The organism is Crossiella sp. SN42 (assembly GCF_023897065.1).
GTDB lineage: Bacteria > Actinomycetota > Actinomycetes > Mycobacteriales > Pseudonocardiaceae > Crossiella.
Genome location: NZ_JAMHIV010000053.1, coordinates 22206 through 45662, shown reverse-complemented (window position 1 = coordinate 45662; position 23457 = coordinate 22206). Strand labels below are relative to the sequence as shown.

The window sequence follows — 23457 nt, the reverse complement described above, 5'->3', positions numbered from 1 at the left end:
CGGGGCGGACGAACCAGGGCAGGACGGGCTGCGGCGAGCAGGGCGGCGGTCGTGGGCCGGACGCATGAGGCGCGGGGCGCGGGGCGCGGGGCGCGGGGGTGATTGTGGGGCCTGGACTTTGTGCGCAGCGCCTGGGGTCTGGGCCCGAGTTCTGGGGCGCGGAGCGCCTTGCGTGGGCTCGGTGCGTGGGGTGCGCGGCCCGGACGAGAGACGTGGGGCCGGGCCAGGGCGCAGAGGCCGGAGCGCCAGGGTTGGGGCGTGTGGGGTGCGAGGTTTGCGGTTCGGCTTAGGGAGTAGGTGCGAGTTCGAGTGGGGGCACGTTGCAGTTGGACGCGGGCATCGGTGTGCGGGTGTGCCTCGGCGTGCTGACCGGTGTAGGGGCTTGGTGTTGCCGGGAACGCTGTGGCGCGGCGCTGGGCGGGTGGGTGCCCGCTAGGTGACGTGTGGGGCCACCGACGTGTCAACGGACTACCTGGCGGAGCTCGAGCGCCACGGGAAGGGTCGCTGGAGTTGGGCTTGGTCCGGTGTGGCCGTGCGGGTGGGGCTTTGGAGTTAAGGGGAGAAGAGGGTTTGGGCTAGGCCTAGGACGGTGGGGGCTATGCCCAGGCAGAGGAAGGCGGGGAGGAAGCAGAGGGCCAGGGGGGCGGTGATGAGGACGGTGGCGCGCTGGGCTCGGGCTTCGGCTTGGTGTTCGGTTTCGGTGCGGATTTGGGTGGCGAGGTTGGTTGCCGTGTCGGCGAGGGCGGCGCCGGAGCGGGCGGTGTGGCGGGCGGCGCGGGCGAGGCGGGACAGGGCTGGGAGGTGGGTGGCTGGGGTCCAGGCCTGGGCGGGGGTGGCGCCCAGGGTGAGGAGGACGGCGGTGTCGTTGAGGGCGGTGGCGGGTGGGCCGGTCAGCTCGGCGGCGGCGAGGCGCAGGGCTTGCGGGATGGGGAGGCCGGCGCGGAGGCAGGCGGCCAGCAGGTCGTAGGCGGTGGCCAGGGACAGGGGGTCTTGAGGTGGGGGTTGGGTGGCGCGGTTGTGGAGGGCGTGGCTGATCAGCGCGACCGTGGCGGACAGGAGGAGGCTCAGGGCTGGGTGGAGGCTGATGAGGAGCGCCGTGGTTGCGGTTACGAGGGCTAGAAGTGTTGGTAGGACTGGGAAATTGCGGGTTTGGTGGGGTGTGGGTGGGAGGTTGAGGCGGGCTCGGTGGTTGGGGCGGGGTGGCAGGGTCAGGAGGGCGAGGGCGAGGAGGAGTGCTGCTGCGGCGTGGGTTGGCATGGTGGGTTTCTGGGTCGGGGCGGGGTGGGGTGGGTGGTGTTGGCGGTCAGGCGGGCGCTCCATTCCAGGCCGGTGCAAATCAGCAGGGCGCCGATGGGGAGCAGGAACTGGCCTGCTGGGGTTGCGGTGAGGACGTGCAGGGGATGGGCGTTCATGGCTTCGCCCAACAGGATTCCGAGCGCGGGCAGGGTGGCGAGGATGGTGGCGGTTGCTCTGGCGCCTGCCAGGCGGGCCTCGACCTGAGCGGTGAAGCGGGTTCGCTGTTCCAGGTCGCGGCGTTCGGCGTCCAGTAGGTCGGCCAGTGGGATGCCGTGGTTGTGGGCGGTGTTCCAGGCGCGGAGCAGGCGGTTGTCGGTGTGGCTGGGGTGAGCGCCCAGCCGGGCGGCGGTGGCCAGGGCGGTCAGGGTGGGGATGACGGCTGGGTCGGCTTCCTTGGCGACTGCTTCGGCGGCCAGGGCCGGGTGGGTGCCGGTGCGCAGCTGGGTTACCAGCAGGTTGAGGGTGTCGGCTCGGGCGGTGTCGGCGTGGCGGGCCTTGCGGTGTTCGCGGGTGCGGGTGTGGTGGCGGTGCAGGGTCCAGGTGAGGGCTGTTGCGGCCAGCAGGCCGCCGATTTCGGCGAGCAGGGTTGCCAGGACGGGTGGGATCAGCAGGAGCGGGCGAGCGGGATGGTTTCGGGGTTGCCGGGGTGGGGGTGGGTGGAGTTGGGCCAGGCGGTGGTGGCTGGTTCTGGGGGGCCAGAACAGGACGGCGAGGGCTAGGCAGAGGGCGGCGGCTGGGGTCATGCGGTTGCCGGTTCTCGGGTGCGGAGCAAGGTGGTGAGGCGGGTTTTGGCGGCCGACCAGCCCTGGTTTTGTTGCCAGGCGGGCACTATGCGGATGTAGTCGTCGGCGCGGTCCAGGACGCCGATGGCCGCGAGGACCCGGTTGCCCTGGTCGTCGCGACGCAGGTGCAGGACCACCTGGAGGGCGGCGCTCAGCTGGCTGTGCAGGGCCGGGCGGGACAGGCCGCCGAGCGCGGCGAGGGCTTCCAGGCGGGCGGGGACCTCGGTGGGTGAGTTGGCGTGCAGGGTGCCGGCACAACCTTCGTGGCCGGTGTTCATGGCCGCGAGCAGGTCGGCGACTTCGGCGCCGCGGGCCTCGCCGAGGACCAGGCGGTCGGGTCGCATGCGCAGGGCCTGGCGGACCAGCTCGTGCAGGGTGATCTCGCCCGCTCCCTCGATGTTGGGTGGTCGGGCGACCAGGCGGACCACGTGCGGATGGGTGGGGTGCAGTTCTTCGGCCTCCTCGACGGTGACTATTCGTTCGCCTCGGTCGACGCAACCCAGCAGCGCGTTGAGCAGGGTGCTCTTGCCGGAGCCGGTGCCGCCGGTGATGAGGAAGCTCAGGCGGGCTTTGACCATGCGGCGCAACAGGTTCTCGGTGGGTTCGTCGATGGTGCCGAGCTCGCGCAGAGTGGTCAGGTCGTGCGTGGCGGGTTTCAGCGCGCGGAGTGAGATGCAGGTGCCGCCGGCGGCGATCGGGAACAGGGCGGCGTGCAGCCGGACGCCGCCGGGGAGCCAGCCGTCGACGAATGGCTGGGCGTCGTCGAGCCGACGGCCCGCGGCCAGCGCCAGTCGCTGGGCCAGGCGGCGGACGGCGTCCTCGTCGTGAAGGACGACCTCGGTGCGGGTCAGTCCGTGGCCGCGGTCGACCCACACCCGGCCGGGGCCGGTGACCAGCACGTCGGTGGTGCCTTCCAGGCGTAGCAACGGTTCCAGCGGGCCGGCGCCGATGAGTTCGCGATCGAGCAGGCGGAGGGTGTCGAGCAGGTCGGCGTCGGTGACCAGACCGCCGGTCTCGGCGCGGACGGCGTCGGCGAGGGCGGCCGGGGTGAGGGCGCCGCCGAGGCGGGCGATCCTGGTGCGCACCCGGTCGATGAGGCCCGGATCGACTTCCATGTCAGTCGCGGCCATCCTCGGCGCGGTCGAGGACCCGGCGGGCGGCGCGGGCCAGTGGGCCGCGGGGCCGGTGGGGCAGACCGCCGGTGTCCAGGGCGGCTTCCAGGCCGCTGAAGGGCCGCATGGTGACCAGGGCGGGGAGCCGGACGGCGGCTTCGACGTCGCGGACGGACAGCCCGGTCGGCGCCGGGCCGCGGACGACCATGGCCAGCGGGGTGCCGCGCTGCCTGGCGCGCTCGGCGACACGGGCGGCGGCGGTGCAGGCGCGGACCTCGGCGGGTACGACGAGCACGGCCAGGTCGGCGGCGTCCAGGACGGTGCGGGCGGGCTGGTCGAACTGGCGGGGCAGGTCGCAGACGACAGTGCCGCCACCGCGGCGACCAGCGTCGAGCACCTGGTCGACGGCCTGTGGTTCCAGTTCGGTGGTCTGGTCGTCGCAGGAGAGCACGGTGAGCTGGTTGCGGCCGAAGCGGGGCAGGGCTTTGCGGAGGGTGGTGCTGGCGAGGTTGCCGCGGTTCACCGTGATGCCGGACCAGCGGACGCCTTCGCGTTTCTCGCCGCCGAGCACGAGCTCCAGGCCGCCACCGAGCGGGTCGCAGTCCAGCAGCATGGACGGGTTGCCGCGGTCGGCGGCGGTGAGGGCGAGGGCGGCGGCGAACACCGAGGCTCCTGCGCCGCCGCGGCCGCCGAGCACGGCGATGACGCGGCCGTCCGGTTCGTCCTCGACCTCGTCGGCTCGGGCCAGTGCGGCGGAGAGCCAGGGTTCGGCTTCGGTGAGGCAGCTGACCTGTTCGGCGCCGACGGCCAGGGCGCGGGCCCAGATGTCCGGCGGCGGGTCGGTGCGGCAGAGGACGTAGATGCCGTTGCGGCGGGGCATGCCGGCGGTGGCGCACTGGGTGAGGCCGTCGTCGTCGAGCACGACCAGCGGGGCGCGGGCCCAGCGCTGGCGGGCGGCGGTGAGGTCGGGGACGCATTCGACGTCGCGGCCGGCGGCGGCCGCCACGCGGAGGACCTCGTCGAGCAGGGTGTCCTCGTTGACCATGACCAATGGACGGGTTTCTGGCATGTGTCCCCCTGGGGTGGTGCCGCGGGTTGCGGGTGTGGGTCCACCGTGGCGGGGGTTGGGGGGTGGGATCCAGCGCGTGGGGTGGGGGCTGTGGATAGGTGGGGCGTTGGGGATAAGTCGCGATCTTGGAGGGGGTTTTGGCTGGTTGGGGGCGTGGGATGGGGCAGGCTGGAAGTGGGGGATCCCCTCGCGCGCGGGCGGGCGGCAGAGAGAGGTGGCGGGGTGGGGCGAAGCGAGACGGGAGGGGCCCGAGCAGGACGAGGTGGGGCGGGATGGGGGCCGAGCAGGGCGAGGCAGGGCGAGGCGAGGCGGGAGGGGCGGAACGGGAGGGGCGGAGCGGAGCAGGAGGGGCGGGTGCAGCAGGAGGGCGGAACGGGAGGGGGCGGCGCTGGGTAGGCGAATGCGGCGCGGGTGAGGGCGCGTGCGGGACGGGCGGCGGGCGGTGGGGCGAGGCCGCGGGGTGATGGCGTGCGGCAGGGCAGGCTAGGTGGGCCGTGCGGCGGGGTGAAGCAGGCGGGTGATGGCAGGCGGCGGGGGCGGTGGTGGCGTGAGACGGGGCAGGTCGGGTGTGGTGACGGGGCGGTTGGTCTGGCGGTGACGAAGCGCGGGGCGATGAGCCGCGTCGTGTGGTGACGGCGGCCTGCGGCTAGACGCGCCGGGGGCGCTGGGTGGTGAGGCACGGCGGGCGCAGGAGCGCGGCGTGACGTCAGGCGGCGCAGCGGGGCGCGGGGCGCGGGGCGCGGGGCGCGGGGCGCGAGTGTGCGGTGGGGGCCGGGTTCTGGCAAGTTGGGGAGTGACTTGGGTGGTCACTGTGCGGAACCGGGTCCGGACATGGGACGACCCCCGCCAGGGGGGAGGGACGGGGGTCGTCAGGAGTTCAGCCCCGGGGGGTCGGACTGAACTCATCCGGCTCAGCCGGACGCGTCTACTGTATCCCCCCGTGGGTGGGTGATGCTTCTCGTCCGTTCGAGCGACACGGCTCGCAACCGCATCGCTATCTGGCTGACACCTATGCTGGTCGGGTGACCGAACCTCGTGGCAATGGCATCAGCGCTGCTGGCAAGCGGGTTGCCGCGTTCTTCGACCTGGACAAGACGGTTATCGCGAAGTCCAGCACGCTTGCCTTCAGCAGGCCCTTCTTCCAGGAGGGGTTGATCAATCGGCGGGCGGTGCTCAAGAGCGCGTACGCGCAGTTCGTGTTCATGCTGGCTGGGGCGGATGCGGACCAGATGGACCGGATGCGGGCGCACATCACCGCGTTGTGCACCGGGTGGGATGTGGAGCAGGTCCGGTCGATCGTGGACGAGACCTTGCACGACATCGTCGATCCGCTGGTCTACGCCGAGGCGACGCAGCTGATCGGGGAGCACAAGCAGGAGGGGCATGACGTGGTGGTCGTGTCCGCTTCTGGCGCGGAGATCGTGGCGCCGATCGCGAAGATGGTGGGGGCGACGCACTCGGTCGGTACCCGGATGGTGGTTACCGAGGGTCGCTACTCTGGAGATGTCGACTTCTACTGCTACGGCGAGAACAAGGCCGTGTCGGTGCGGGAGCTGGCCGAGGTGCACGGGTACGACCTGAGCGCCTGTCACGCGTACTCCGACTCGATCACCGATCTGCCGCTGCTGGAGGCCGTGGGGCATCCGACGGTGGTGAACCCCGACCGTGCGCTGCGGAAACTGGCCGCGCAGCGGGGCTGGCCGGTGTTGACCTTCTCCGATCCGGTGTCGTTGCGGGCCCGGATCCCGACGCCTTCGGGCACCACGGTGGCGGCCGCGGCGGTGGGGCTCGGGGTGGTCGCGGCGGCGGGTGCGGCCTGGTACGGGATACGGCGGCACCGGCGTGGGCGGGGCGGCAATACTGAGTTCGGCGACTGATCCGCCTCGGGGATTGACCTCGGCCGGAAGGGCCGCAACGGGCCTGGTGTCCGACACCTTCCGTTTATCCCCGGCTCTGAAACGGTGCACCCGTCTGAGCCCTTGCTGTGACCGCCCTCACGGACTACACATGGAGGTGCGGACCTCAACTGGCCAGGGCTGATACGAAGAGAAGTACCAGCCACCCCACTGGGCTCCGTGCGTGAACAGCGGGCACCCACGCGCAGCACGCCGCGGGAGGCTTGTCGTCTAGGGGCTACGTACCGGGACGCCGGACGTCGAGCTCAGGTTTGTACGACACGAGATGCACGCTTGGTAACCTGACTGTTCACGCAGTTGGTGGCGCCCTCGGCGGAAGCCGTTGGGCGCCACCATCGCGTTCGAAGGAAAACGGAATTCGGGGGACACCGCTCGGATGGGCGTAGCCACAACCGCCGCGGCTTCTCTAGCGTCCGCCACGACAGGTGGGACTGGGGGAGGCGGTATGCGGTCGGTGCGCGGGATCGGCGCCCTGTTCGTGGTGCTGCTCGTGCTGTGCGCCTGCGCGCCGGGCGTGCCTGAGGCGACCGCGCCCACCGACGCCCGGCCGGCGAGTCCGGACCAGTTGCGCGGGGTGGAGCTGGACTACCTGTACTTCACCGACGGGGCCGATGAGATCGCGACTCGGCAAACGATTGAGAAGTTCGAGGTGGCCACCGGCGCGCGGGTGAACCTGCAGCTGGTCGCCTACGCCGATCTGGAGCGCACGCTGCAGGCGCGGATCTCCGGCGGCAACGCCCCCGACGTGGCGCGCACCCAGGACCTCAACCCCTACCGCGCGGACCTGCTCGACCTGCGGCCCTACCTGGCCGATCCGACCTTCCCGGAGGCGTTCCTGCCCGATGCCGCCCGTGCGGTGCGCGGTCCCGGCGGGGAGTTCCTCGGCGCGCCCAGCGACCTGACGCTGAACGGGCCGTTCGTCAACCTGGACCTGTTCGCCAAGGCCGGGGTGCCGGTGCCGGAGCGGTGGACCTGGACCGAGCTGGTGGACGCGGCGGAGAAGGTGCGCAAGGCGACCGGCACGCCGTACGCCATCGCGATGGACAAGTCGGGGCACCGCCTTTCCACCATGCTCAGCCAGTTCGGCACCACCTTCTTCGACCTGGAGGGGCGTCCCGCGCTGGCGGTGGAGCGGGCGGCGGAGGCGTTGAAGCTGTTCGCCGAGCTGCACGCCAGGGGTTCGATGCCGACGGACTTCTGGCTGGAGTCCGGCACCCGGTACAAGGGCGCCAACGAGATCTTCCTCGCCCAGCACGCCCCGGTGTACCTGTCGGGGAACTGGCAGGTCAGCCAGTTCGCCAAGACCAGCCAGTTCCGCTGGGCGGCGGCGCCGAACCCGTGTGCGGCGCGGTGCGGCGGCTTCCCCGGCGGGAAGTTCATGGTCTCGTTCAAGCAGGCCAAGCACCCGGCGGCGGCGGTGGCGTTCATCGAGTGGATGAACGGGGCGCAGCGGCAGCGGGAGCTGGCGGCCAAGGCCCAGTTCCTGCCCACCCGCAAGGACCTGGTGACCCCGGGGATCAGCTATCCGGAGCGGGTGGACGACATGCGGGTCTTCCTGGCCGAGGCGAAACTGGTGCCCGCGGAGGCGTACACGACGAACTCCTCCGCGGCGTTCGTGCGCACCGCGAACGCGTTGCGGGACGAGGTCGGCAAGATGCTGGCCGGGCGGAGCTCGCCGGATGACGCGGCGCGGACCGTGCGCGCGGTGAGTGAGCAAGCGCATGCGGAGGTCAGTGGGCGGTGATCGGACGGCGGGTCGGGTGGGGGCAGCGGCTCGCGCCGTACCTGTTCCTGCTGCCGAACCTGCTGATCTTCGGGGTCTTCACCATCTACCCGGCGCTGAACAGCGTCAACATCAGCTTCTACGACAGCCGCAACGGCCGCACCTTCCGCCCGGTGGGCCTGGAGAACTACCGGCGGCTGCTCTCCGATGAGCAGTTCTGGGCCGCGGTGCAGAACACGGTGGTGTTCGTGCTGGCCTACGTGCTGATCTCGGTGCTGGCCGCGCTGGGCCTGGCGGTGCTGCTCAACCGGCGGCTGCGCGGCAAGGGGTTCTTCCGGGCCACCTTCTTCCTGCCGATGGTGCTCTCCCCGGTGGTGGTCGGCCTGGTGTGGGGCTGGCTGCTGGAGGGGCGCGGCTGGCTGGTCGACCCGGTGCTGGCGATGGTCGCCGCGGTCGGTGTCGGGGTGTGGATCCACCTGGGCTTCTACACGTTGATCCTGCTGGCCGGGTTGCAGGCGATCGATCCGCACCTGCACGAGGCGGCCGCGCTGGACGGGGCCGGGGCCTGGCAGCGGTTCCGGCTGCTCACGGTGCCGTTGTTGCGGCCGACCACGCTGGTGGTGCTGGTGCTGGCCACCATCGCCGGGTTCCAGTCCTTCGACTTCCTGTACAGCCTCACCGGCGGTGGTCCGCTGGGCGCGACCACGTTGATCGTGCAGTACATCTACCAGCGCGGGTTCGAGCCGCCGGTGAGCTACGGGCTGGCCTCGGCCGGGTCGGTGCTGTTGTTCCTGGTGATCCTGCTGGTCACGCTGGTGCAGTTCGGGCTGGCCCGGCGCAGGGAGGCGGTGTGAGCAGGCCGCCGCGCTGGACCGGGGTGGGTGCGCGGCCCGCGCCTGCGGTGGGGCGGGTGTTCGCCTACGCGGGGCTGGTCGCGCTGGCGCTGGTGGTGCTGGCGCCGGTGGTGTGGACGGTGTTGTCCTCGTTCAAGACCAGCACCGAGCTGGCGTTGCGGCCGCCGCGGCTGCTGCCGGAGAGCTTCCGGCCGGACAACTACGTGGACGCGCTGGGCCGCTTCAACTTCGTCATCTACCTGCGCAACAGCGTGCTGGTCACGGTGGCGGCCACGGTGCTGACGCTGGTGGTCAACACGATGGCGGCCTACGCGCTGGCCAAGTACAACTTCCGCGGCCGGACCACGCTGTTCCTGGTCATCCTGGGCACGATCATGGTGCCGTTGCAGGTCATCTTCATCCCGGTCTACCAGGTGGTGGCCGACCTGGGGCTGGTGAACTCGCTGTGGGGCCTGATCATCCCGGCGGTGGCCACGCCGACCGGGGTGTTCCTGCTGCGGCAGTACATGCTGACCATCCCGGATGAGCTGATCGAGGCGGCGCGCATCGACGGGGCCGGGGAGCCGCGGATCTTCCTGCGGGTGGTGCTGCCGCTGTGCCGCCCGGCGCTGGCGGTGGTGGCGATCTTCTCGGTGGTGTGGCGGTGGAACGACTTCCTGTGGCCGCTGGTGGTGGCCCAGGACGAGCACACGTACACCTTGCAGGTGGCGCTGGCGCGCTTCGCCGCGGAGGAGGTGGTCCCGACCAACCTGATCTTGGCGATGAGTGTGGTGACAATGGCACCCGTGTTGGTGGTTTTCCTGTTGATGCAGCGGCAAATCGTGCAGGGCATCGCGCAGACCGGGTTCAAATGAGGCCGTACGGGCGTTGACCCGTCCAGATCACGTCAGTAACTTGCAGGCAATCCAGTCCTTTTTGTGAAGAGTTTCCCAAACTCGATCTGACCAGGGAGGCAACGGTGCACCAGGTACGCCGGCCCCTCGCGGCGGCGCTGTCGGCGCTGACCGCGGTCACCGTCATGGGGGTCTTCCCCGCGAGCGCGGCACCGGACTCGGCGCAGGCCACCGGGGAACAGGCCGCGGCGGCGCGGATGCGCGGCATGTCCCTGGAGGAGAAGGTCGGGCAGCTCTTCGTCACCTACGCCTACGGACCGAACGCGGACTCGCCGCACCCGAAGAACCGGACCGAGTTCGGCGTGGACACCCCGGCGGAGGTGGTGCGCAAGTACCACCTGGGCGGGGTCATCTACTTCAACTGGACGGACAGCTTCGTCAACCCGAAGCAGGTCGCCGCGCTGTCCAACGGGTTGCAGCGGGCGGCGATGAGCAGCGGGGCGCGGCTGCCGCTGCTGATCTCCACCGACCAGGAGCAGGGTGTGGTCACCCGCCTCGGCTCGCCTGCGACGCTGTTCCCCGGCAGCATGGCGCTGGGCGCGACCAGGGACACCGAACTGGCCAGGCAGGCCGCCGCGATCACCGGCCGGGAGCTGCGCGCGGTCGGAATCAACCAGAACTTCGCGCCGGATGCCGACGTCAACGTCAACCCGGCCAACCCGGTGATCGGGGTGCGCAGCTTCTCCAGCGACCCGAAGCTGGTCTCGCAGCAGGTGACCGCGCAGGTCAAGGGCTACCAGCAGGGCAGGCTCGGGCAGAACGTCTCGGCCACGGTGAAGCACTTCCCCGGCCACGGCGACACCAACCAGGACAGCCACTACGTGCTGCCGGAGATCAACCACACCCCGGAGCAGTGGGCCGCGCTGGACGCGCCGCCGTTCCAGGCCGCGATCAAGGCGGGCGTGGACTCGATCATGAGCGCGCACATCGTGACGCCGAAGCTGGACGACTCGGGTGAGCCGGCCACGCTGTCGAAGAAGATGCTCACCGACACCCTGCGCGGCAAGCTCGGCTACCGCGGGGTGATCATCACCGACTCACTGCAGATGGAGGCGGTGCGGCTCAAGCACCCCGACGCCGAGATCCCGGTGATGGCGCTCAAGGCGGGCGTGGACGTGCTGCTGATGCCGAAGAACCTGGACGTGGCGATCAACGCGGTGCTCAAGGCCGTGCGCAGCGGGGAGATCAGCGAGCGGCGGATCGAGGAGAGCCTGCTGCGGGTGCTGCTGCTCAAGCTCAAGCGCGGCGCGCTGACCCACCCGCTGGTGGATGAGTCCAAGGTGGACTCGATCGTGGGCATCCCCGAGCACCTGGCCACCGCGCAGCGGATCACCGACCGCACGGTGACCGCGGTGCGCAACGAGGCGAACCTGCTGCCGCTGAAAACCAAGCCCGGCAAGGTGCTGGTCACCGGCTGGAGCACGGCGAACGCGCTCGCGCCGCGGCTGGCCGCGCGCGGGGTGACGCCGACGGTGCAGGTCACCGGGGAGAAGCCGACCGAGGCGACCATCGCCAAGGCGGTGGCCGCCGCCGAGGGCCAGGACCTCATCGTGGTGCTGACCAACCGGGCGACCACCGACGCGCAGCAGCGGGAGCTGGTCAAACGCCTTGCCGCGACCGGGAAGCCGGTGGTCGGGGTGGCCGTGCGGGACCCGTACGACGTGGCCATCGAGGACGCCAAGACCTGGCTGACCACCTACTCGACCACCGCGGTGTCGATGGAGTCGCTGACCAAGGTGCTCTTCGGTGAGCTCGCGCCCAGCGGCAAGCTGCCGGTGAGCGTGCCGGTGGTCGGCGACCCGGCGCAGACCAAGTACCCGTTCGGTTTCGGCCTCAGCTGGTGACGGGAGAAAACTCCACAATGGACGGTGTGAGCAGGCGCGGCTTCTTGGCCGCCTCGGCCCTGTCGGTGCCGCTGCTGACCGCCGGATCCGCGCAGGCCGAGCCGGAGAGCGGCGGCCGGGGGCGGGTGCGGACCGGGGCGGACCGGTTGGCGGACAACGACTTCGCGCAGCTGAAGGGGCGCAGGGTCGGGGTGGTGACCAACCCGACCGGGGTGCTCTCCGACGGGCTCGGGCACCTGGTGGACGCCATGGTGACCTCGGGTTCGGTGAACCTGGTCGGCGTGTTCGGCCCCGAGCACGGTTTCCGCGGCACCGCCCAGGCCGGTGGCTCCGAGGGCGAGTACGACGATCCGCGCACCGGGGTCCGGGTCTACGACGCCTACGGGGCGACCGCGGTGAAGCTGGCCGAGATGTACCGCAAGGCCAACGTCGAGGTGGTGGTCTTCGACATCGCCGACGTGGGGGTGCGGTTCTACACCTACATCTGGATGCTCTACACCGCGATGCACGCCGCCGTGCTCACCGGCGCGGCGGTGCTGGTGCTGGACCGGCCCAACCCGATCGGCGGCCAGGCGCACGGCCCGCAGCTGGACCCGAAGCACGCCTCCGGGGTGGGCCGCAAGCCGATCGCGCTGCGGCACGGCATGACCATGGGCGAGCTGGCCCGGCTGTACAACGACACCTTCCTGCCCGCCGAGACCGGCAAGCGGGTCGAGCAGCTCGACGTGGTCCAGGTGCGGAACTGGCGGCGGGAGACGCTGTTCGCCGGCACCGGGCTGCCCTGGGTGCCGCCCAGCCCGAACATGCCCACACCGGAGACCGCGCTGGTCTACCCGGGCACCTGCCTGTTCGAGGGCACGCTGCTGTCGGAGGGCAGGGGCACCACGCGGCCGTTCGAGACCATCGGCCTGCCCAAGATCGACTGGAAGTGGGCGGAGGCGCTCAACGCGCTGGGCCTGCGCGGCGTGGTGTTCCGCGAGAACTACTTCGTGCCCACCTTCAACAAGCACGTCAACCTCAGCTGCGGCGGCGTGCAGCTGGTCATCACCGATCCGCGCGCCTTCGACCCGATCCGGGCCGGGGTGGCCATGATCGTGGAGGCCAAGCGGCTGTACCCGGGGCTGTTCGGCTGGCGGCCGGACAACTTCATCCACAAGCTCTGGGGCACCGAGCGGCTCAAGGACATGGTCGACCGCGGCGCGGGCACCGCGGAGATCGTCGGCTCCTACGCGCAGGAGCAGGCCGAGTTCCGCAAGCACCGCGCCCAGTACCTGCTCTACCGCTGAGGGAGATCCATGCGTCGCCGGATGATCGTGCCCGCGCTGTTGCTCGCGCTGCTCACCGCGGGTCTACCGGCCTCGGCCGGGCCGGTGGGCGACAGTGGCGGGGTGTCCGGCCGCTTCGACCGCCCGCACCCGGGCTTCGCGCCCGCCTGGACCACCCTGCGCGAGTCTGCCCCGGAGCGCGCGGGGCTGGACCCGGCGCCGATCAACGCCGCGCTGGCCAAGATCAGGGGCTGGACGCAGCCGCAGGGCGCGGCGAAACCGCTGTTCGCGGGCGCGGTGACGCTGCTGGTGCACGACGGGCGGATCGTCACCAGGACCGCCACCGGCCAGGCGCTGCGCTACGCCGACGCCGCCGGGACCGAGCTGCCGCCCGAGCAGCAGGCGCCGATGCGCACCGACACGATCTTCGACCTGGCCTCGATCTCCAAGCTGTTCACCTCGATCGTGGTGATGCAGCAGGTCGAGGCCGGCCGGGTGGACCTCTCCCGCACGGTGGCCAGCTACCTGCCCGAGTTCGCGGCCAACGGCAAGGCCGCGATCACGGTCGAGCAGCTGCTCACGCACACCTCGGGGCTGCCGCCGTTCCTGCCGCTGTGGCGGGACCACCCGGACAAGCCCAGCCGGATCCTGGGCGCGCTCACCGCGAAGCTCCAGCAGCCGCCCGGCAAGGCCTACATCTACTCCGACCTGAACCTGATCGCCCTCGGCGTGCTGGTGGAGAAGGTCACCGGCGACCCCCTCGATGTGCTGGTGCACAAGGGGATCACCGGGCCGCTGGGCATGCGGGACACCGGCTACAACCCGGCGGCCAAGGAGCGCACCGCGGCCACGGAGTTCATGACCGTGCCGGCCCGCGGCCTGGTGCGCGGTGAGGTGCACGACGAGAACGCCTGGTCCCTCGGCGGGGTCGCCGGGCACGCCGGGGTGTTCGGCACCGCCGACGACCTCGCGGTGCTCGGCCAGGCCATCCTCAACGGCGGGACCTACCGGGGGCACCGGATCCTGCGCGAGCGCACGCTGCGGCAGATGATGACCAACCACAACACCGGCTTCCCGGACAACGCGCACGGCCTGGGCTTCGAGCTGGACCAGCGCTGGTACATGGAGGGCCTGTCCAGCCCGCGCACCGCGGGGCACACCGGGTTCACCGGCACCTCGCTGGTCATCGACCCGGTGTCCCGGTCGGTGGCGGTGCTGCTGTCCAACCGGGTGCACCCCTCCCGGGCCTGGGGTTCGAACAACCCGGCCCGCCGCGCGCTGGCCCAGGGCTTCGCCCAGTCGCTGGCGGTCAAGCCGAGACACGGCGCGGAGGCCTGGTTCACCGCAGTCAACGAGGAGCAGTCCGCCGAGCTGCGCGGCCCGGCGCTCTACCAGCGCGGCCCGGCCCGGCTGGGCTTCAGCGCGTTCGTCGACACCGAGGCCACTGACAAGCTGACCGTGGAGGCCAGCGTGGACGGCGGGGCGAGCTGGCAGCCGCTGAGCCTGACCGCGAGCGGTCCCGGCGCGCCGGAGGGGGCGGTGACCGCGCTGGCCGGTTCGGGCCACCGGTCCTGGTGGCGGGTTTCCGCCACGCTGCCCGAGGCCGCCTCGGTGACCCTGCGCTGGCGCTACGCCAGCGACAAGCAGTACACCGGCCGGGGCGTGTTCCTGGACGGCATCCGGGTCAGCGACCACCGGGGCCTGCTGCTGGACGGCGAACGGCACCCCGAACAGCTCTCCGCGCGAGGCTGGACCGCGGTCAGCCGATGACGATGTGGTGAAGCACTCACCACTCTCCAGGACCCGTCCGCACCGGGCACAACACGTACCGGTGTCGGAACGGGTTCGGGCACGTCAACCCCTGGTCCCGGGGGTGACACCGGGGCGTAACGATTCGGAGTCACGAACGGCCTAATCCGGCTGGCCGACTACTCCGAACGGAGTCCGGCGGGGCATTGTGTGCACCAAGCCGATGATCTTGGCAGACTTAAGGTAGATCTGACATTCCATGTCCCGGCCAGCGGCCCTGACCTGCGGCTGAACATGAATCCGCGATGTCGTTCGATCGAAGGACATCGGTGACATTTTGCCCTTTTTCAGTTACCGAAAGTTCTTCCTCAACATCCGCCAGTAACGGGGTTACAGTGGGTTGAGACGGCAGGAAGACACCAGATGACCTGTTGATTCTCCGCCTAACTGTTAGTAAGTTTCCGACATGGCCTCTTCTCTTGGCTCGGCCCCGGACATCGCTGACGCGAGTCCGTTGGTACGGATCCGCTCCCTGTTCCCGGGACTCGCACGGGCCGAGCAGCGAGTGGCCCAGGTGGTGCTCGGCGACCCCGCCGTGGTCGCGCACCGCTCCATCACGGAGGTCGCTGAGGCCGCGGGCACCAGCGAGACCACCGTCACCCGCTTCTGCAAGGCCATCGGCGTCGGCGGCTACCCGGACCTGCGCATAGCGCTGGCCGCGGACACCGCGCGCACCGCGGCCCGTGCCGACCGGGACCTCGGCAGCGACATCGGCCAGGGCGACGACCTGCGCCAGGTGGTCAGCAAGGTCTCCTTCGCCGACGCCCGCGCGGTCGAGGAGACCGCGGACCAGCTGGACGTGGTCGAGCTGGAGAAGGTCGTGGAGGCGATGTCAGCGGCGGGCCGGGTGGACGTCTACGGCGTGGGCGCCAGCGCCTTCGTCGCGATGGACCTGCAGCAGAAGCTGCACCGGATCGGCCGGATCAGCTTCGCCTGGAGCGACACGCACATAGCGCTGACCTCGGCCGCGGTGCTGTCCAAGGGCGATGTCGCGGTGGGCATCTCGCACAGCGGAGCCACCGCGGACACCGTGGAGGCGCTGCGGGTGGCCAGGGGCCGGGGCGCGACCACGGTCGCGCTGACCAACTTCCCGCGCTCGCCGATCGCCGAGGTCGCCGACTACGTGCTGACCACCGCGGCCAGGGAGACCACCTTCCGCTCCGGGGCGACCGCGAGCCGGATCGCCCAGCTCACCGTGATCGACTGCCTGTTCGTCGGGGTGGCCCAGCGCCACCACGAGTCGGCCACGGCGGCCCTGGAGGTCACCTTCGAGGCGGTCAGCGGTCACCGGCTCGGGCCGCGCCCCGACGGCAGGCGCCGTCAGCGGGAGACCGGCAAATGAGCTTTCCCAAGCCGCGCCCCTCGGTCCGGGTGGACTCGCCAACGGAGCGCCGCAACCCCCGCACGCTCGAACTCGACCAGCTGCCCACGGTGGACGTGCTGCGCATGATCAACGCCGAGGACCAGCTGGTGCCCGGCGCGGTCGCGGAGGTGCTGCCGGAGCTGGCCAGGGCGGTGGACTTCGCGGTGGAGGCGCTGCGCTCGGGCGGCCGCGTGCACTACGTGGGCGCGGGCACCTCGGGCAGGCTGGCCACGCTGGACGCGGCCGAGCTGGTGCCCACCTTCAGCACCCCGCCGGACTGGTTCATGGCCCACCACGCCGGCGGCGCGGCCGCGCTGCGGCAGGCGGTGGAGGACGCCGAGGACAACGTGGCGGCCGGGGCCGCGGTGATCGAGGAACACGCCTCCCCCAAGGACTTCGTGCTCGGCCTGGCCGCCTCCGGCCGCACCCCGTTCGTGCTCTCCGCACTGGCCGCGGCCCGGCGGCTGGGCGCCCGCACCGGGCTGGTCTCGGCCAACCCCGCGGCGATCGCTGGGGTGGACGTGGACGTGCGGCTGGCCGTGGACACCGGGCCGGAGGCCATCGCGGGCTCCACCAGGATGAAGGCGGGCACCGCGCAGAAGCTGGTGCTGACCGCCTTCTCCACCGCGGTGATGGTGCGGCTGGGCCGGACCTACTCGAACCTGATGGTCAGCATGAAGGCCACCAACGCCAAGCTGCGCGGCCGTTCGCTGGTCATCCTCGGCGAGGCGACCGGGCTGGACGAGAAGACCTGTTCGGCGGCGCTGCTGGCCGCTGACGGCGAGGTGAAGACCGCGCTGGTGTGCCTGCTCTCCGGGGTGGACACCGCGGCGGCCAACCAGGCGCTGCGGGCCAGCAGCGGGCACGTCCGGCACGCGCTGGACAGCCTGCGAGCGGCCACCGCGTAACGCCGGGGCCGCGGCTTAGTTAGCCGCGGCCGCCTCGGCGATCGAGGTGGCTTCCCTGGCGCCGGCCTCCAGGGCCTGGCAGCAGTGCACGATCCAGGCCGCGACCCCGTCCGGCTCGCCGGAGGCGAAACCGCGGGCGGCGGCCAGGTAGGCCTCCTGGTGCCGCATCCAGGACACCTCGGGCACGCCGAGGCCCTTCATGTCCAGGCCGGTGGCGATGCAGGTGAGCCGGGCGGCCGCGCGCGCGATCACGCCGTTGGCCTCGGCGAAGGGCACCAGGGTGAGCAGCTCGCCGTGCACCACCGCGGCGACCACCGGGCCGGGCACCTTGCTGCCTCCCGCCACCAGCTGGGCCAGCAGGTCCAGCCGGGCGGTGACCGCGGGGTCGGCGGTGGGGCGGCCGAGCAGCTCCGGGTCGGAGCCCGGCACCAGGTCGGTGGCGGCCAGCACGTGCATCCGGGCCAGCGCCTGCAGCGGGGCGCGCTGCCAGGTGGTCAGCAGCAGGCCGACGGACTCGGCCACCCGCAGCGAACCGGCCAGCACCGGATCGCTCACCTCGCCCGCGGCCGGGATCTCCGCGCTGCCGCCGTCCAGCACGGCCGAGGCCCTGGCCGCGCGCACGGAGGCCTCGGCGGCCGTGGTGGGCCAGCCACGCCGGTTGGCCGGGTGCCGGTGCACCTCGGCGATGGCGAACCGCGACGACTCCACCGCCTCGGCCACGCCGGGCAGTTCGAGCAGTGGACGCAACGGATCGGTGGCGAGCGGACTCACGACGGCGGAGCGTACCCGGCTGAGCCGACAACTCGAATTGGCCTGCCAGAATCGCTTCCTGGTGGCCGTTTTGCAGGCCACTGCGGGCTCCTACCGTCGATCACGTGGACAACATCGACTGGTGGCGCCAACCGACCCTGACCGGCAACCACGTGCGCCTGGAACCGCTGACCCTGGAGCACGCGCCCGGCCTGCACGCCGCGGGCCGCGGCCCCTCGGTGTGGACGCACCTGTCCGCGCGCTGGCCCAGCGACCTGGCCGCCACCACCGCCTACATCGAAAGCCACCTGGCCGCCCAGGCCGACGGCGACCGCCTGGTCTACGCGCAGATCGCGCTGCCCACCGGCCGGGTCGCCGGGGTCACCTCCTACTACGAGATCACCCCCGCGCACCGGGCGCTGGCCATCGGGCACACCTGGATCGGCACGGAGTTCCAGCGCACCGCGCTGAACACCGAGGCCAAGCTGCTGCTGCTGGGCCGGGCCTTCGAGCAGCTGGCCGCGTTGCGGGTGGTGTGGCACACCGACGTGCGCAACGAGCGCTCCCAGCGCGCGATCGAACGCCTTGGCGCGCAACGGGAGGGCCTGCTCCGCCAGCATCGGATCCGGCCGGACGGGACCTTGCGCGACACCGTGCAGTACTCGATGCTCGCCGGAGAGTGGCCGGACGCGCGGGCGGCGTTGCGCAAGCGGCTCGCGGACGCCCCAGCACCCGTCTGACTAGCCACTCTTTTGAGTGAGCATGGCTGGAGTGGTCTAAACCTTTTTAGGGGCAGGGCTACTCGCGGGTGACGGCGGACACTACCGTTTGCCCCGCAGCCAGCACCGACGATGCAGGGAGGGCGCACGCGATGACCCCGCCTAGCGGCGACGCAGGATCGAGCAACACCTTGGACAACCTGCTCACCGAAAGCAGGACGTTCCCGCCAAGCGACGAGTTCGCCGCCCAGGCCAACGCCACGCCCGCCCTGTACGAGCAGGCGGCGGCGGACCGGGAGGCGTTCTGGGCCGAGCAGGCCCAGCAGCTGCACTGGCACACGCCGTTCACCCAGGTCCTCGACTGGTCGAACGCGCCGTTCGCGCAGTGGTTCACCGGCGGCAAGCTCAACGTCGCCTACAACTGCGTGGACCGGCACGTGGAGTCCGGCCACGGCGAGCAGGTCGCCATCCACTGGGAGGGCGAGCCCGGCGACACCCGCACCATCACCTACGCCAACCTCAAGGACGAGGTCAGCAAGGCGGCCAACGCGCTGGCCTCGCTCGGCCTGGTGGCCGGCGACCGGGTGGCCATCTACATGCCGATGGTGCCCGAGGCGATCTTCGCCATGCTCGCCTGCGCCCGCCTCGGCCTGACCCACAGCGTGGTCTTCGGCGGCTTCTCCGCCGAGGCGCTGCGCTCCCGGATCGAGGACGCCTCGGCCCGCCTGGTGATCACCACCGACGGCCAGTACCGGCGGGGCAACCCGGCCGCGCTCAAGCCGGCCGTGGACGAGGCGGTGGCCAGCAACCCCAGCGTGGAGCACGTGCTGGTGGTGCGCCGCACCGGTTCGGACATCGACTGGACGCAGGACCGCGACCTGTGGTGGCACGAGCTGGTGGACAGCCAGTCCACCGAGCACACCGCGGAGGCCTTCGACGCCGAGCACCCGCTCTACATCCTCTACACCTCGGGCACCACCGGTAAGCCCAAGGGCATCCTGCACACCTCGGGTGGCTACCTCACCCAGGCCAGCTACACCCACCGCAACGTCTTCGACCTCAAGCCGGACACCGACGTCTACTGGTGCACCGCGGACATCGGCTGGGTGACCGGGCACTCCTACATCGTCTACGGGCCGCTGGCCAACCGCGCGACCCAGGTGGTCTACGAGGGCACGCCGAACACCCCGCACGAGGGCAGGCACTGGGAGATCGTGCAGAAGTACGGGGTGTCGATCTACTACACCGCCCCGACGCTGATCCGCACCTTCATGAAGTGGGGCGCGGACATCCCGGCCAAGTACGACCTGTCCTCGCTGCGCGTGCTGGGCAGCGTCGGCGAGCCGATCAACCCCGAGGCCTGGATGTGGTACCGGGAGCACGTCGGCGGCAACAAGGCGCCGATCGTGGACACCTGGTGGCAGACCGAGACCGGCGCGATCATGATCTCCCCGCTGCCCGGGGTGACCAGCACCAAGCCCGGTTCGGCGATGGGCCCGCTGCCCGGCATCGGCGCGAAGGTGGTCGACGACCAGGGCGAGGAGGTCGGCAAGGGCGGTGGCGGCTACCTGGTGCTGGACCAGCCGTGGCCGTCCATGCTGCGCGGGATCTGGGGCGACGAGCAGCGCTTCCGGGAGACCTACTGGTCGCGCTTTGAGTCCCAGGGCTTCTACTTCGCCGGTGACGGCGCCAAGTACGACGCCGACGGCGCGATCTGGCTGCTCGGCCGGGTGGACGACGTCATGAACGTCTCCGGCCACCGCATCTCCACCACCGAGGTGGAGTCGGCGCTGGTCTCGCACCCGACCGTGGCCGAGGCCGCGGTGGTGGGCGCGACCGACCCGACCACCGGCCAGGGCATCGTGGCCTTCGTGATCCTGCGCGGGGACGCGGTGGACGGTGGCGACGAGGCCGTGCAGGCGCTGCGCAACCACGTGGCCAAGGAGATCGGCCCGATCGCCAAGCCGCGGCAGATCATGGTCGTGCCGGAGCTGCCCAAGACCCGCTCCGGCAAGATCATGCGCCGACTGCTGCGCGATGTCGCGGAGAACCGGCAGGTCGGCGACGTCACCACGCTGGCGGACTCCACGGTGATGAACCTGATCAGCGCGGGCCTGCAGAAGGGCTCGGCCAGCGAGGACTGAGAAAACGCCGAAGGCGCCGTTCCCCGGGCTGGGGAACGGCGCCTTCGCGCTGTTCAGGAGGACTGGTACGGCGCGGGCGGCTGGTAGCCGGGCGGGTACTGGCCGGGCTGCGGCTGCTGGTAGGCGGGCGGCGCCTGCGGGCCGGGCGGCGGGTAGCCGCCGGGCTGGGGCTGGAAGCCGGGCTGCGGCTGGTAACCGGGCTGGGGCTGGCCCCACTGCGGCTGCTGCGGCGGGTAGCCGGGCTGCTGGAACCCGGGCTGCGGCTGCGGGCCGGTCTGCGGAAAGCCCTGCTGCGGCTGCGGGCCGGTCTGGGGGAAGCCCTGCTGCGGCTGGGCCCCGGTCTGCGGGAAGCCCTGCGGCGGGTAGCCGGGCTGCGGGTAGCCCTGCTGGTCCGGCGGCGGGAACCCGCCCTGACCGGGCGCCGGGTAGGCGCCGCCGGCGGCCGCTTCGGCCTTGAGCCGCTTGTTCTTGTTGATCACGAGCAGCGTCATCAGGCCACCGCCGACGATCAGGATCGGGCCGATGATGGTCATCACCAGGCCGAAGGTGCGGTCGGAGTCCCGCTGCTCGGCGTAGGTCCTGGTGGTCGTGGTGCGGCTGCGGCGAGCGGTGGTGGTGCAGGTGTCACCCGGCTTCATCACCTTGCTGCCGCAGGTGACCTCGGTCGCGTTCATCTCGCTGATCCCCACGATCAGCATGATGAACCCGATTCCCGCCACCACGACCCAGCGGACAATGCTCTTCATCTTGGTCTTCCCCAGTCACTCGCTGGCCCGGTCGAAGGAGTCGACGCAGCGGACCGCCCGTCCGTTCCACCGAACCCATCAGCCGCGCAGGCTAGCCCGAACGAGTGCACATCCGCCGGACATCCGGCCAAACTGTCCGAATCGCAACCAGCACCAGCAGCCCACCGAAGAGCAAATCGGACATTCTGGGATCAAGTGCCACCGAGAGGAAGCTGGTGGCGACCGCGGTGGCCATGCCCGCGCCGCCGATCCAGCAGGCGTCGCGCGGCGAGCCGTTGCCGTTGCGCAGGTTGCGCCAGGCGCCCAGCACCGAGGAGGGCAGCACCACCAGCAGCGAGGTGCCCTTGGCCATGGCCGAGCCGAGGCCGTAGCCCAGCTGCATCACCGGCACCATCGCGGTGCTGCCGCCGATGCCGGTCAGCCCGGCCAGCACGCCGATGGGCACGCCGATCGGGATGAGCAGGGACAGCGCGAGCAGGTCGTGCTCGACCTGACCGGCGGTGATGCCGGGGCCGGTGAGGAAGCGGATCGCGGTGACCAGCGCGAGCACCGCGTACAGCCAGCGCAGCAGGGCCAGCGGGAAGCGGTCCAGCAGCGCCGCGCCCAGCCAGGCGCCGATCATGGTGCCCAGCGCCAGCGGCACCGCGACGAAGACGTCCACCTCGCCCGCGGCCAGGTAGCCGACCGTGCCGGAGATGGCCAGCGGGCCGATGGCCATCACCGAGGTGCCCACCGCCTGCCGCTGGTCCCGGCCGCACAGCGCGGTCAGCGCGGGCACGATCACCATGCCGCCGCCCACCCCGAACAGCCCGGCGAGCACCCCGGCGGCCAGGCCGATGAGGATCAGCCGCAGGGCCTGCGGGCGCTCGGACTCCTTCGGCGGCACGCCTCGACCCTAGGCAGGCCGCGGCGGCTCTGTCCTGGTGCTTTGGGTCACTTCGTTGTGCTAAGCACCTATATTCCGGCCGGTCGTGGCGTTAAGATTCCGTCAGGGTGTGCCGGGAAGTCTGGTCGGCGACAGTCTTCGTCGACCCCTCTGGAGCCGCCCGTGCTTGCTCGTCTGCCCCGCCCCAAGGCCGCCGCCGCCGAGTTCGCCCGCTACCTGCGCATCGAGACCGTCGGTGGTTTTGTGCTGCTGGCCGCCACCGCGATCGCCCTGCTGTGGGCCAACTCGCCGTGGGGCGAGTCCTTCCGGGCACTGCGCGACCTCGAGATCGGCCCGGCGGCCCTGCACCTCAACCTGACCGTGGGCGAGTGGGCCAAGGACGGGCTGCTCGCGCTGTTCTTCTTCGTGGTCGGCCTTGAGCTCAAGCGCGAGCTGGTGGTGGGCGAGCTGGCCGACCTGCGCTCGGCGCTGCTGCCGGTGATCGCCGCGATGGGCGGCATGATGGTGCCCGCCATGATCGCGCTGGCGATCTCCGCGGGCACCCCCGGCGCCGAAGGGGCCTGGGCCATCCCGGTGGCCACCGACATCGCCTTCGCCCTCGGCGTGCTCGCGCTGACCGGCTCCGGCATGCCCAGCAGCGCGCGGATCTTCCTGCTCAGCCTGGCCGTGGTGGACGACCTGGGCGCCATCGCGGTGATCGCGGTCGCCTTCACCGCCAAGTTCGACCTGCTCGCCTTCGGCGCGGCGATCCTGCTGTGCGCGTTGTACGCCTACCTGCAGCACAAGCGGATCCGCAGCTCCTGGCTGTACGTGCCGATCGGCCTGCTCACCTGGTACGCGGTGCACGCCTGCGGCATCCACGCCACCATCGCCGGGGTGGCGCTGGGCCTGCTGACCAGGGTCCGGCCCGACCCGTACGAGCGGGAGGCGCCCGCGCTGCGGCTGGAGCACCGGTTGCAGCCGTGGTCGGCGGGGCTGGCGGTGCCGGTGTTCGCGCTCTTCGCCGCCGGGGTGCCGATCGGCGCGGACGCGCTGCGGATGCTCACCCAGGACCCGATCGCGCTGGCGGTGATCGCCGGGCTGCTGGTGGGCAAGCTGCTGGGCATCTTCGGCTTCACCTACGTCGCGGTGAAGCTGAAGCTGGCCACCAAGCCGGACGAGCTGACCTGGCGGGACATGGCCGCGGTGGCCATGCTCGGCGGGGTCGGGTTCACCGTGAGCCTGCTCATCGCCGAGCTGGCGCTGCCACCGGCCGAGGCCGAGGTGGCCAAGGCCGCGGTGCTGGTGGCCTCCGCGGCGGCCGCGCTGCTGGCCGCGCTGATGCTGGTGCGCCGGAGCAAGGCGCACCGGGACACGGAAACTGTGGACTGAGCGGGTG

General features: G+C 71.4%; 19 protein-coding genes. 12 read left to right on the top strand and 7 right to left on the bottom strand.

What is annotated here, in order from left to right:
* Positions 1-552: 552 nt before the first annotated feature.
* From M8C13_RS41370 to ssd, 4 genes are read right to left on the bottom strand one after another with little or no spacing between them, the layout of a single operon-like run.
* A complete protein-coding gene (locus M8C13_RS41370; RefSeq protein ID WP_252486293.1) occupies positions 553-1257 on the bottom strand; it encodes a type II secretion system F family protein in 705 nt (234 codons plus the stop codon).
* Positions 1209-2039: a type II secretion system F family protein gene (locus tag M8C13_RS41365; protein ID WP_252486292.1), complete on the bottom strand. Its 831-nt coding sequence runs from the start codon at positions 2037-2039 to the stop codon at positions 1209-1211. The genes M8C13_RS41370 and M8C13_RS41365 overlap by 49 nt, the downstream gene beginning before the upstream one ends.
* On the bottom strand, positions 2036-3193 hold the full coding sequence (locus M8C13_RS41360) for a TadA family conjugal transfer-associated ATPase (protein ID WP_252486291.1): 1158 nt from the start codon (positions 3191-3193) through the stop codon (positions 2036-2038). The genes M8C13_RS41365 and M8C13_RS41360 overlap by 4 nt, the downstream gene beginning before the upstream one ends.
* 1 nt (position 3194) lies before the next feature.
* Entirely contained in the window at positions 3195-4259 is a 1065-nt protein-coding gene (ssd, locus tag M8C13_RS41355; RefSeq protein ID WP_252486290.1) for a septum site-determining protein Ssd, read from the bottom strand.
* Positions 4260-5281: 1022 nt separating this feature from the next.
* Between ssd and M8C13_RS41350 the strand changes: the two genes are divergently transcribed.
* The 9 genes from M8C13_RS41350 (at position 5282) to murQ (ending at position 16834) form a co-directional block, all read left to right on the top strand.
* Positions 5282-6136 carry an HAD-IB family hydrolase gene (locus tag M8C13_RS41350; RefSeq protein WP_252486303.1) on the top strand — a complete coding sequence of 285 codons (855 nt, stop codon included), beginning with the start codon at positions 5282-5284 and terminating at the stop codon, positions 6134-6136.
* Between the two features lie 484 nt (positions 6137-6620).
* Complete coding sequence (locus M8C13_RS41345) at positions 6621-7919, top strand: ABC transporter substrate-binding protein (RefSeq protein ID WP_252486289.1); 1299 nt, start codon at positions 6621-6623, stop codon at positions 7917-7919.
* On the top strand, positions 7916-8752 hold the full coding sequence (locus M8C13_RS41340) for a carbohydrate ABC transporter permease (RefSeq protein ID WP_252486288.1): 837 nt from the start codon (positions 7916-7918) through the stop codon (positions 8750-8752). Before M8C13_RS41345 ends, M8C13_RS41340 begins: the two co-directional genes overlap by 4 nt.
* Positions 8749-9606, top strand: coding sequence for a carbohydrate ABC transporter permease (locus tag M8C13_RS41335; protein ID WP_252486287.1), 858 nt, complete (start codon positions 8749-8751; stop codon positions 9604-9606). The genes M8C13_RS41340 and M8C13_RS41335 overlap by 4 nt, the downstream gene beginning before the upstream one ends.
* A 164-nt stretch (positions 9607-9770) precedes the next feature.
* Positions 9771-11489: a glycoside hydrolase family 3 protein gene (locus M8C13_RS41330; protein ID WP_252486302.1), complete on the top strand. Its 1719-nt coding sequence runs from the start codon at positions 9771-9773 to the stop codon at positions 11487-11489.
* A 17-nt stretch (positions 11490-11506) separates the two neighbouring features.
* Positions 11507-12775 carry an exo-beta-N-acetylmuramidase NamZ domain-containing protein gene (locus M8C13_RS41325; RefSeq protein ID WP_252486301.1) on the top strand — a complete coding sequence of 423 codons (1269 nt, stop codon included), beginning with the start codon at positions 11507-11509 and terminating at the stop codon, positions 12773-12775.
* Positions 12776-12784: 9 nt separating this feature from the next.
* Positions 12785-14524, top strand: coding sequence for a serine hydrolase (locus M8C13_RS41320; protein ID WP_252486286.1), 1740 nt, complete (start codon positions 12785-12787; stop codon positions 14522-14524).
* A 445-nt stretch (positions 14525-14969) separates the two neighbouring features.
* Complete coding sequence (locus M8C13_RS41315; protein WP_252486285.1) at positions 14970-15905, top strand: MurR/RpiR family transcriptional regulator; 936 nt, start codon at positions 14970-14972, stop codon at positions 15903-15905.
* Positions 15902-16834: an N-acetylmuramic acid 6-phosphate etherase gene (murQ, locus tag M8C13_RS41310; RefSeq protein WP_252486284.1), complete on the top strand. Its 933-nt coding sequence runs from the start codon at positions 15902-15904 to the stop codon at positions 16832-16834. The genes M8C13_RS41315 and murQ overlap by 4 nt, the downstream gene beginning before the upstream one ends.
* Positions 16835-16849: 15 nt before the next feature.
* On the opposite strand, the gene M8C13_RS41305 is transcribed toward murQ, so the two are convergent.
* A complete protein-coding gene (locus tag M8C13_RS41305; protein WP_252486283.1) occupies positions 16850-17605 on the bottom strand; it encodes an oxidoreductase in 756 nt (251 codons plus the stop codon).
* A 113-nt stretch (positions 17606-17718) separates the two neighbouring features.
* Between M8C13_RS41305 and M8C13_RS41300 the strand changes: the two genes are divergently transcribed.
* Positions 17719-18324, top strand: a complete 606-nt coding sequence (locus M8C13_RS41300) for a GNAT family N-acetyltransferase (RefSeq protein ID WP_252486300.1) — start codon at positions 17719-17721, stop codon at positions 18322-18324.
* Between the two features lie 131 nt (positions 18325-18455).
* Positions 18456-20447, top strand: a complete 1992-nt coding sequence (gene acs / locus M8C13_RS41295) for an acetate--CoA ligase (protein ID WP_252486282.1) — start codon at positions 18456-18458, stop codon at positions 20445-20447.
* 53 nt (positions 20448-20500) lie between these two features.
* On the opposite strand, the gene M8C13_RS41290 is transcribed toward acs, so the two are convergent.
* On the bottom strand, positions 20501-21193 hold the full coding sequence (locus M8C13_RS41290; protein ID WP_252486281.1) for a hypothetical protein: 693 nt from the start codon (positions 21191-21193) through the stop codon (positions 20501-20503).
* A 91-nt stretch (positions 21194-21284) separates the two neighbouring features.
* The gene (locus M8C13_RS45695; RefSeq protein ID WP_252486280.1) at positions 21285-22079 is read right to left on the bottom strand and encodes a sulfite exporter TauE/SafE family protein; all 795 of its coding nucleotides are present in this window, start codon (positions 22077-22079) and stop codon (positions 21285-21287) included.
* Positions 22080-22241: 162 nt separating this feature from the next.
* On the opposite strand from M8C13_RS45695, the gene nhaA reads away from it, so the two are divergent.
* Positions 22242-23450 carry a Na+/H+ antiporter NhaA gene (gene nhaA / locus M8C13_RS41280; protein ID WP_252486279.1) on the top strand — a complete coding sequence of 403 codons (1209 nt, stop codon included), beginning with the start codon at positions 22242-22244 and terminating at the stop codon, positions 23448-23450.
* Positions 23451-23457: the final 7 nt, after the last annotated feature.

Excerpts from the sequence above, each read along its gene's own strand:
- M8C13_RS41370 (WP_252486293.1), bottom strand. The coding sequence starts at position 1,257 with ATGCCAACCCACGCCGCAGCAGCACTCCTCCTCGCCCTCGCCCTCCTG.
- M8C13_RS41365 (WP_252486292.1), bottom strand. The coding sequence starts at position 2,039 with ATGACCCCAGCCGCCGCCCTCTGCCTAGCCCTCGCCGTCCTGTTCTGG.
- M8C13_RS41360 (WP_252486291.1), bottom strand. The coding sequence starts at position 3,193 with ATGGAAGTCGATCCGGGCCTCATCGACCGGGTGCGCACCAGGATCGCC.
- ssd (WP_252486290.1), bottom strand. The coding sequence starts at position 4,259 with ATGCCAGAAACCCGTCCATTGGTCATGGTCAACGAGGACACCCTGCTC.
- M8C13_RS41345 (WP_252486289.1), top strand. The coding sequence starts at position 6,621 with ATGCGGTCGGTGCGCGGGATCGGCGCCCTGTTCGTGGTGCTGCTCGTG.
- M8C13_RS41330 (WP_252486302.1), top strand. The coding sequence starts at position 9,771 with ATGGGGGTCTTCCCCGCGAGCGCGGCACCGGACTCGGCGCAGGCCACC.
- M8C13_RS41325 (WP_252486301.1), top strand. The coding sequence starts at position 11,507 with ATGGACGGTGTGAGCAGGCGCGGCTTCTTGGCCGCCTCGGCCCTGTCG.
- M8C13_RS41320 (WP_252486286.1), top strand. The coding sequence starts at position 12,785 with ATGCGTCGCCGGATGATCGTGCCCGCGCTGTTGCTCGCGCTGCTCACC.
- M8C13_RS41315 (WP_252486285.1), top strand. The coding sequence starts at position 14,970 with ATGGCCTCTTCTCTTGGCTCGGCCCCGGACATCGCTGACGCGAGTCCG.
- murQ (WP_252486284.1), top strand. The coding sequence starts at position 15,902 with ATGAGCTTTCCCAAGCCGCGCCCCTCGGTCCGGGTGGACTCGCCAACG.
- acs (WP_252486282.1), top strand. The coding sequence starts at position 18,456 with ATGACCCCGCCTAGCGGCGACGCAGGATCGAGCAACACCTTGGACAAC.
- M8C13_RS41290 (WP_252486281.1), bottom strand. The coding sequence starts at position 21,193 with ATGAAGAGCATTGTCCGCTGGGTCGTGGTGGCGGGAATCGGGTTCATC.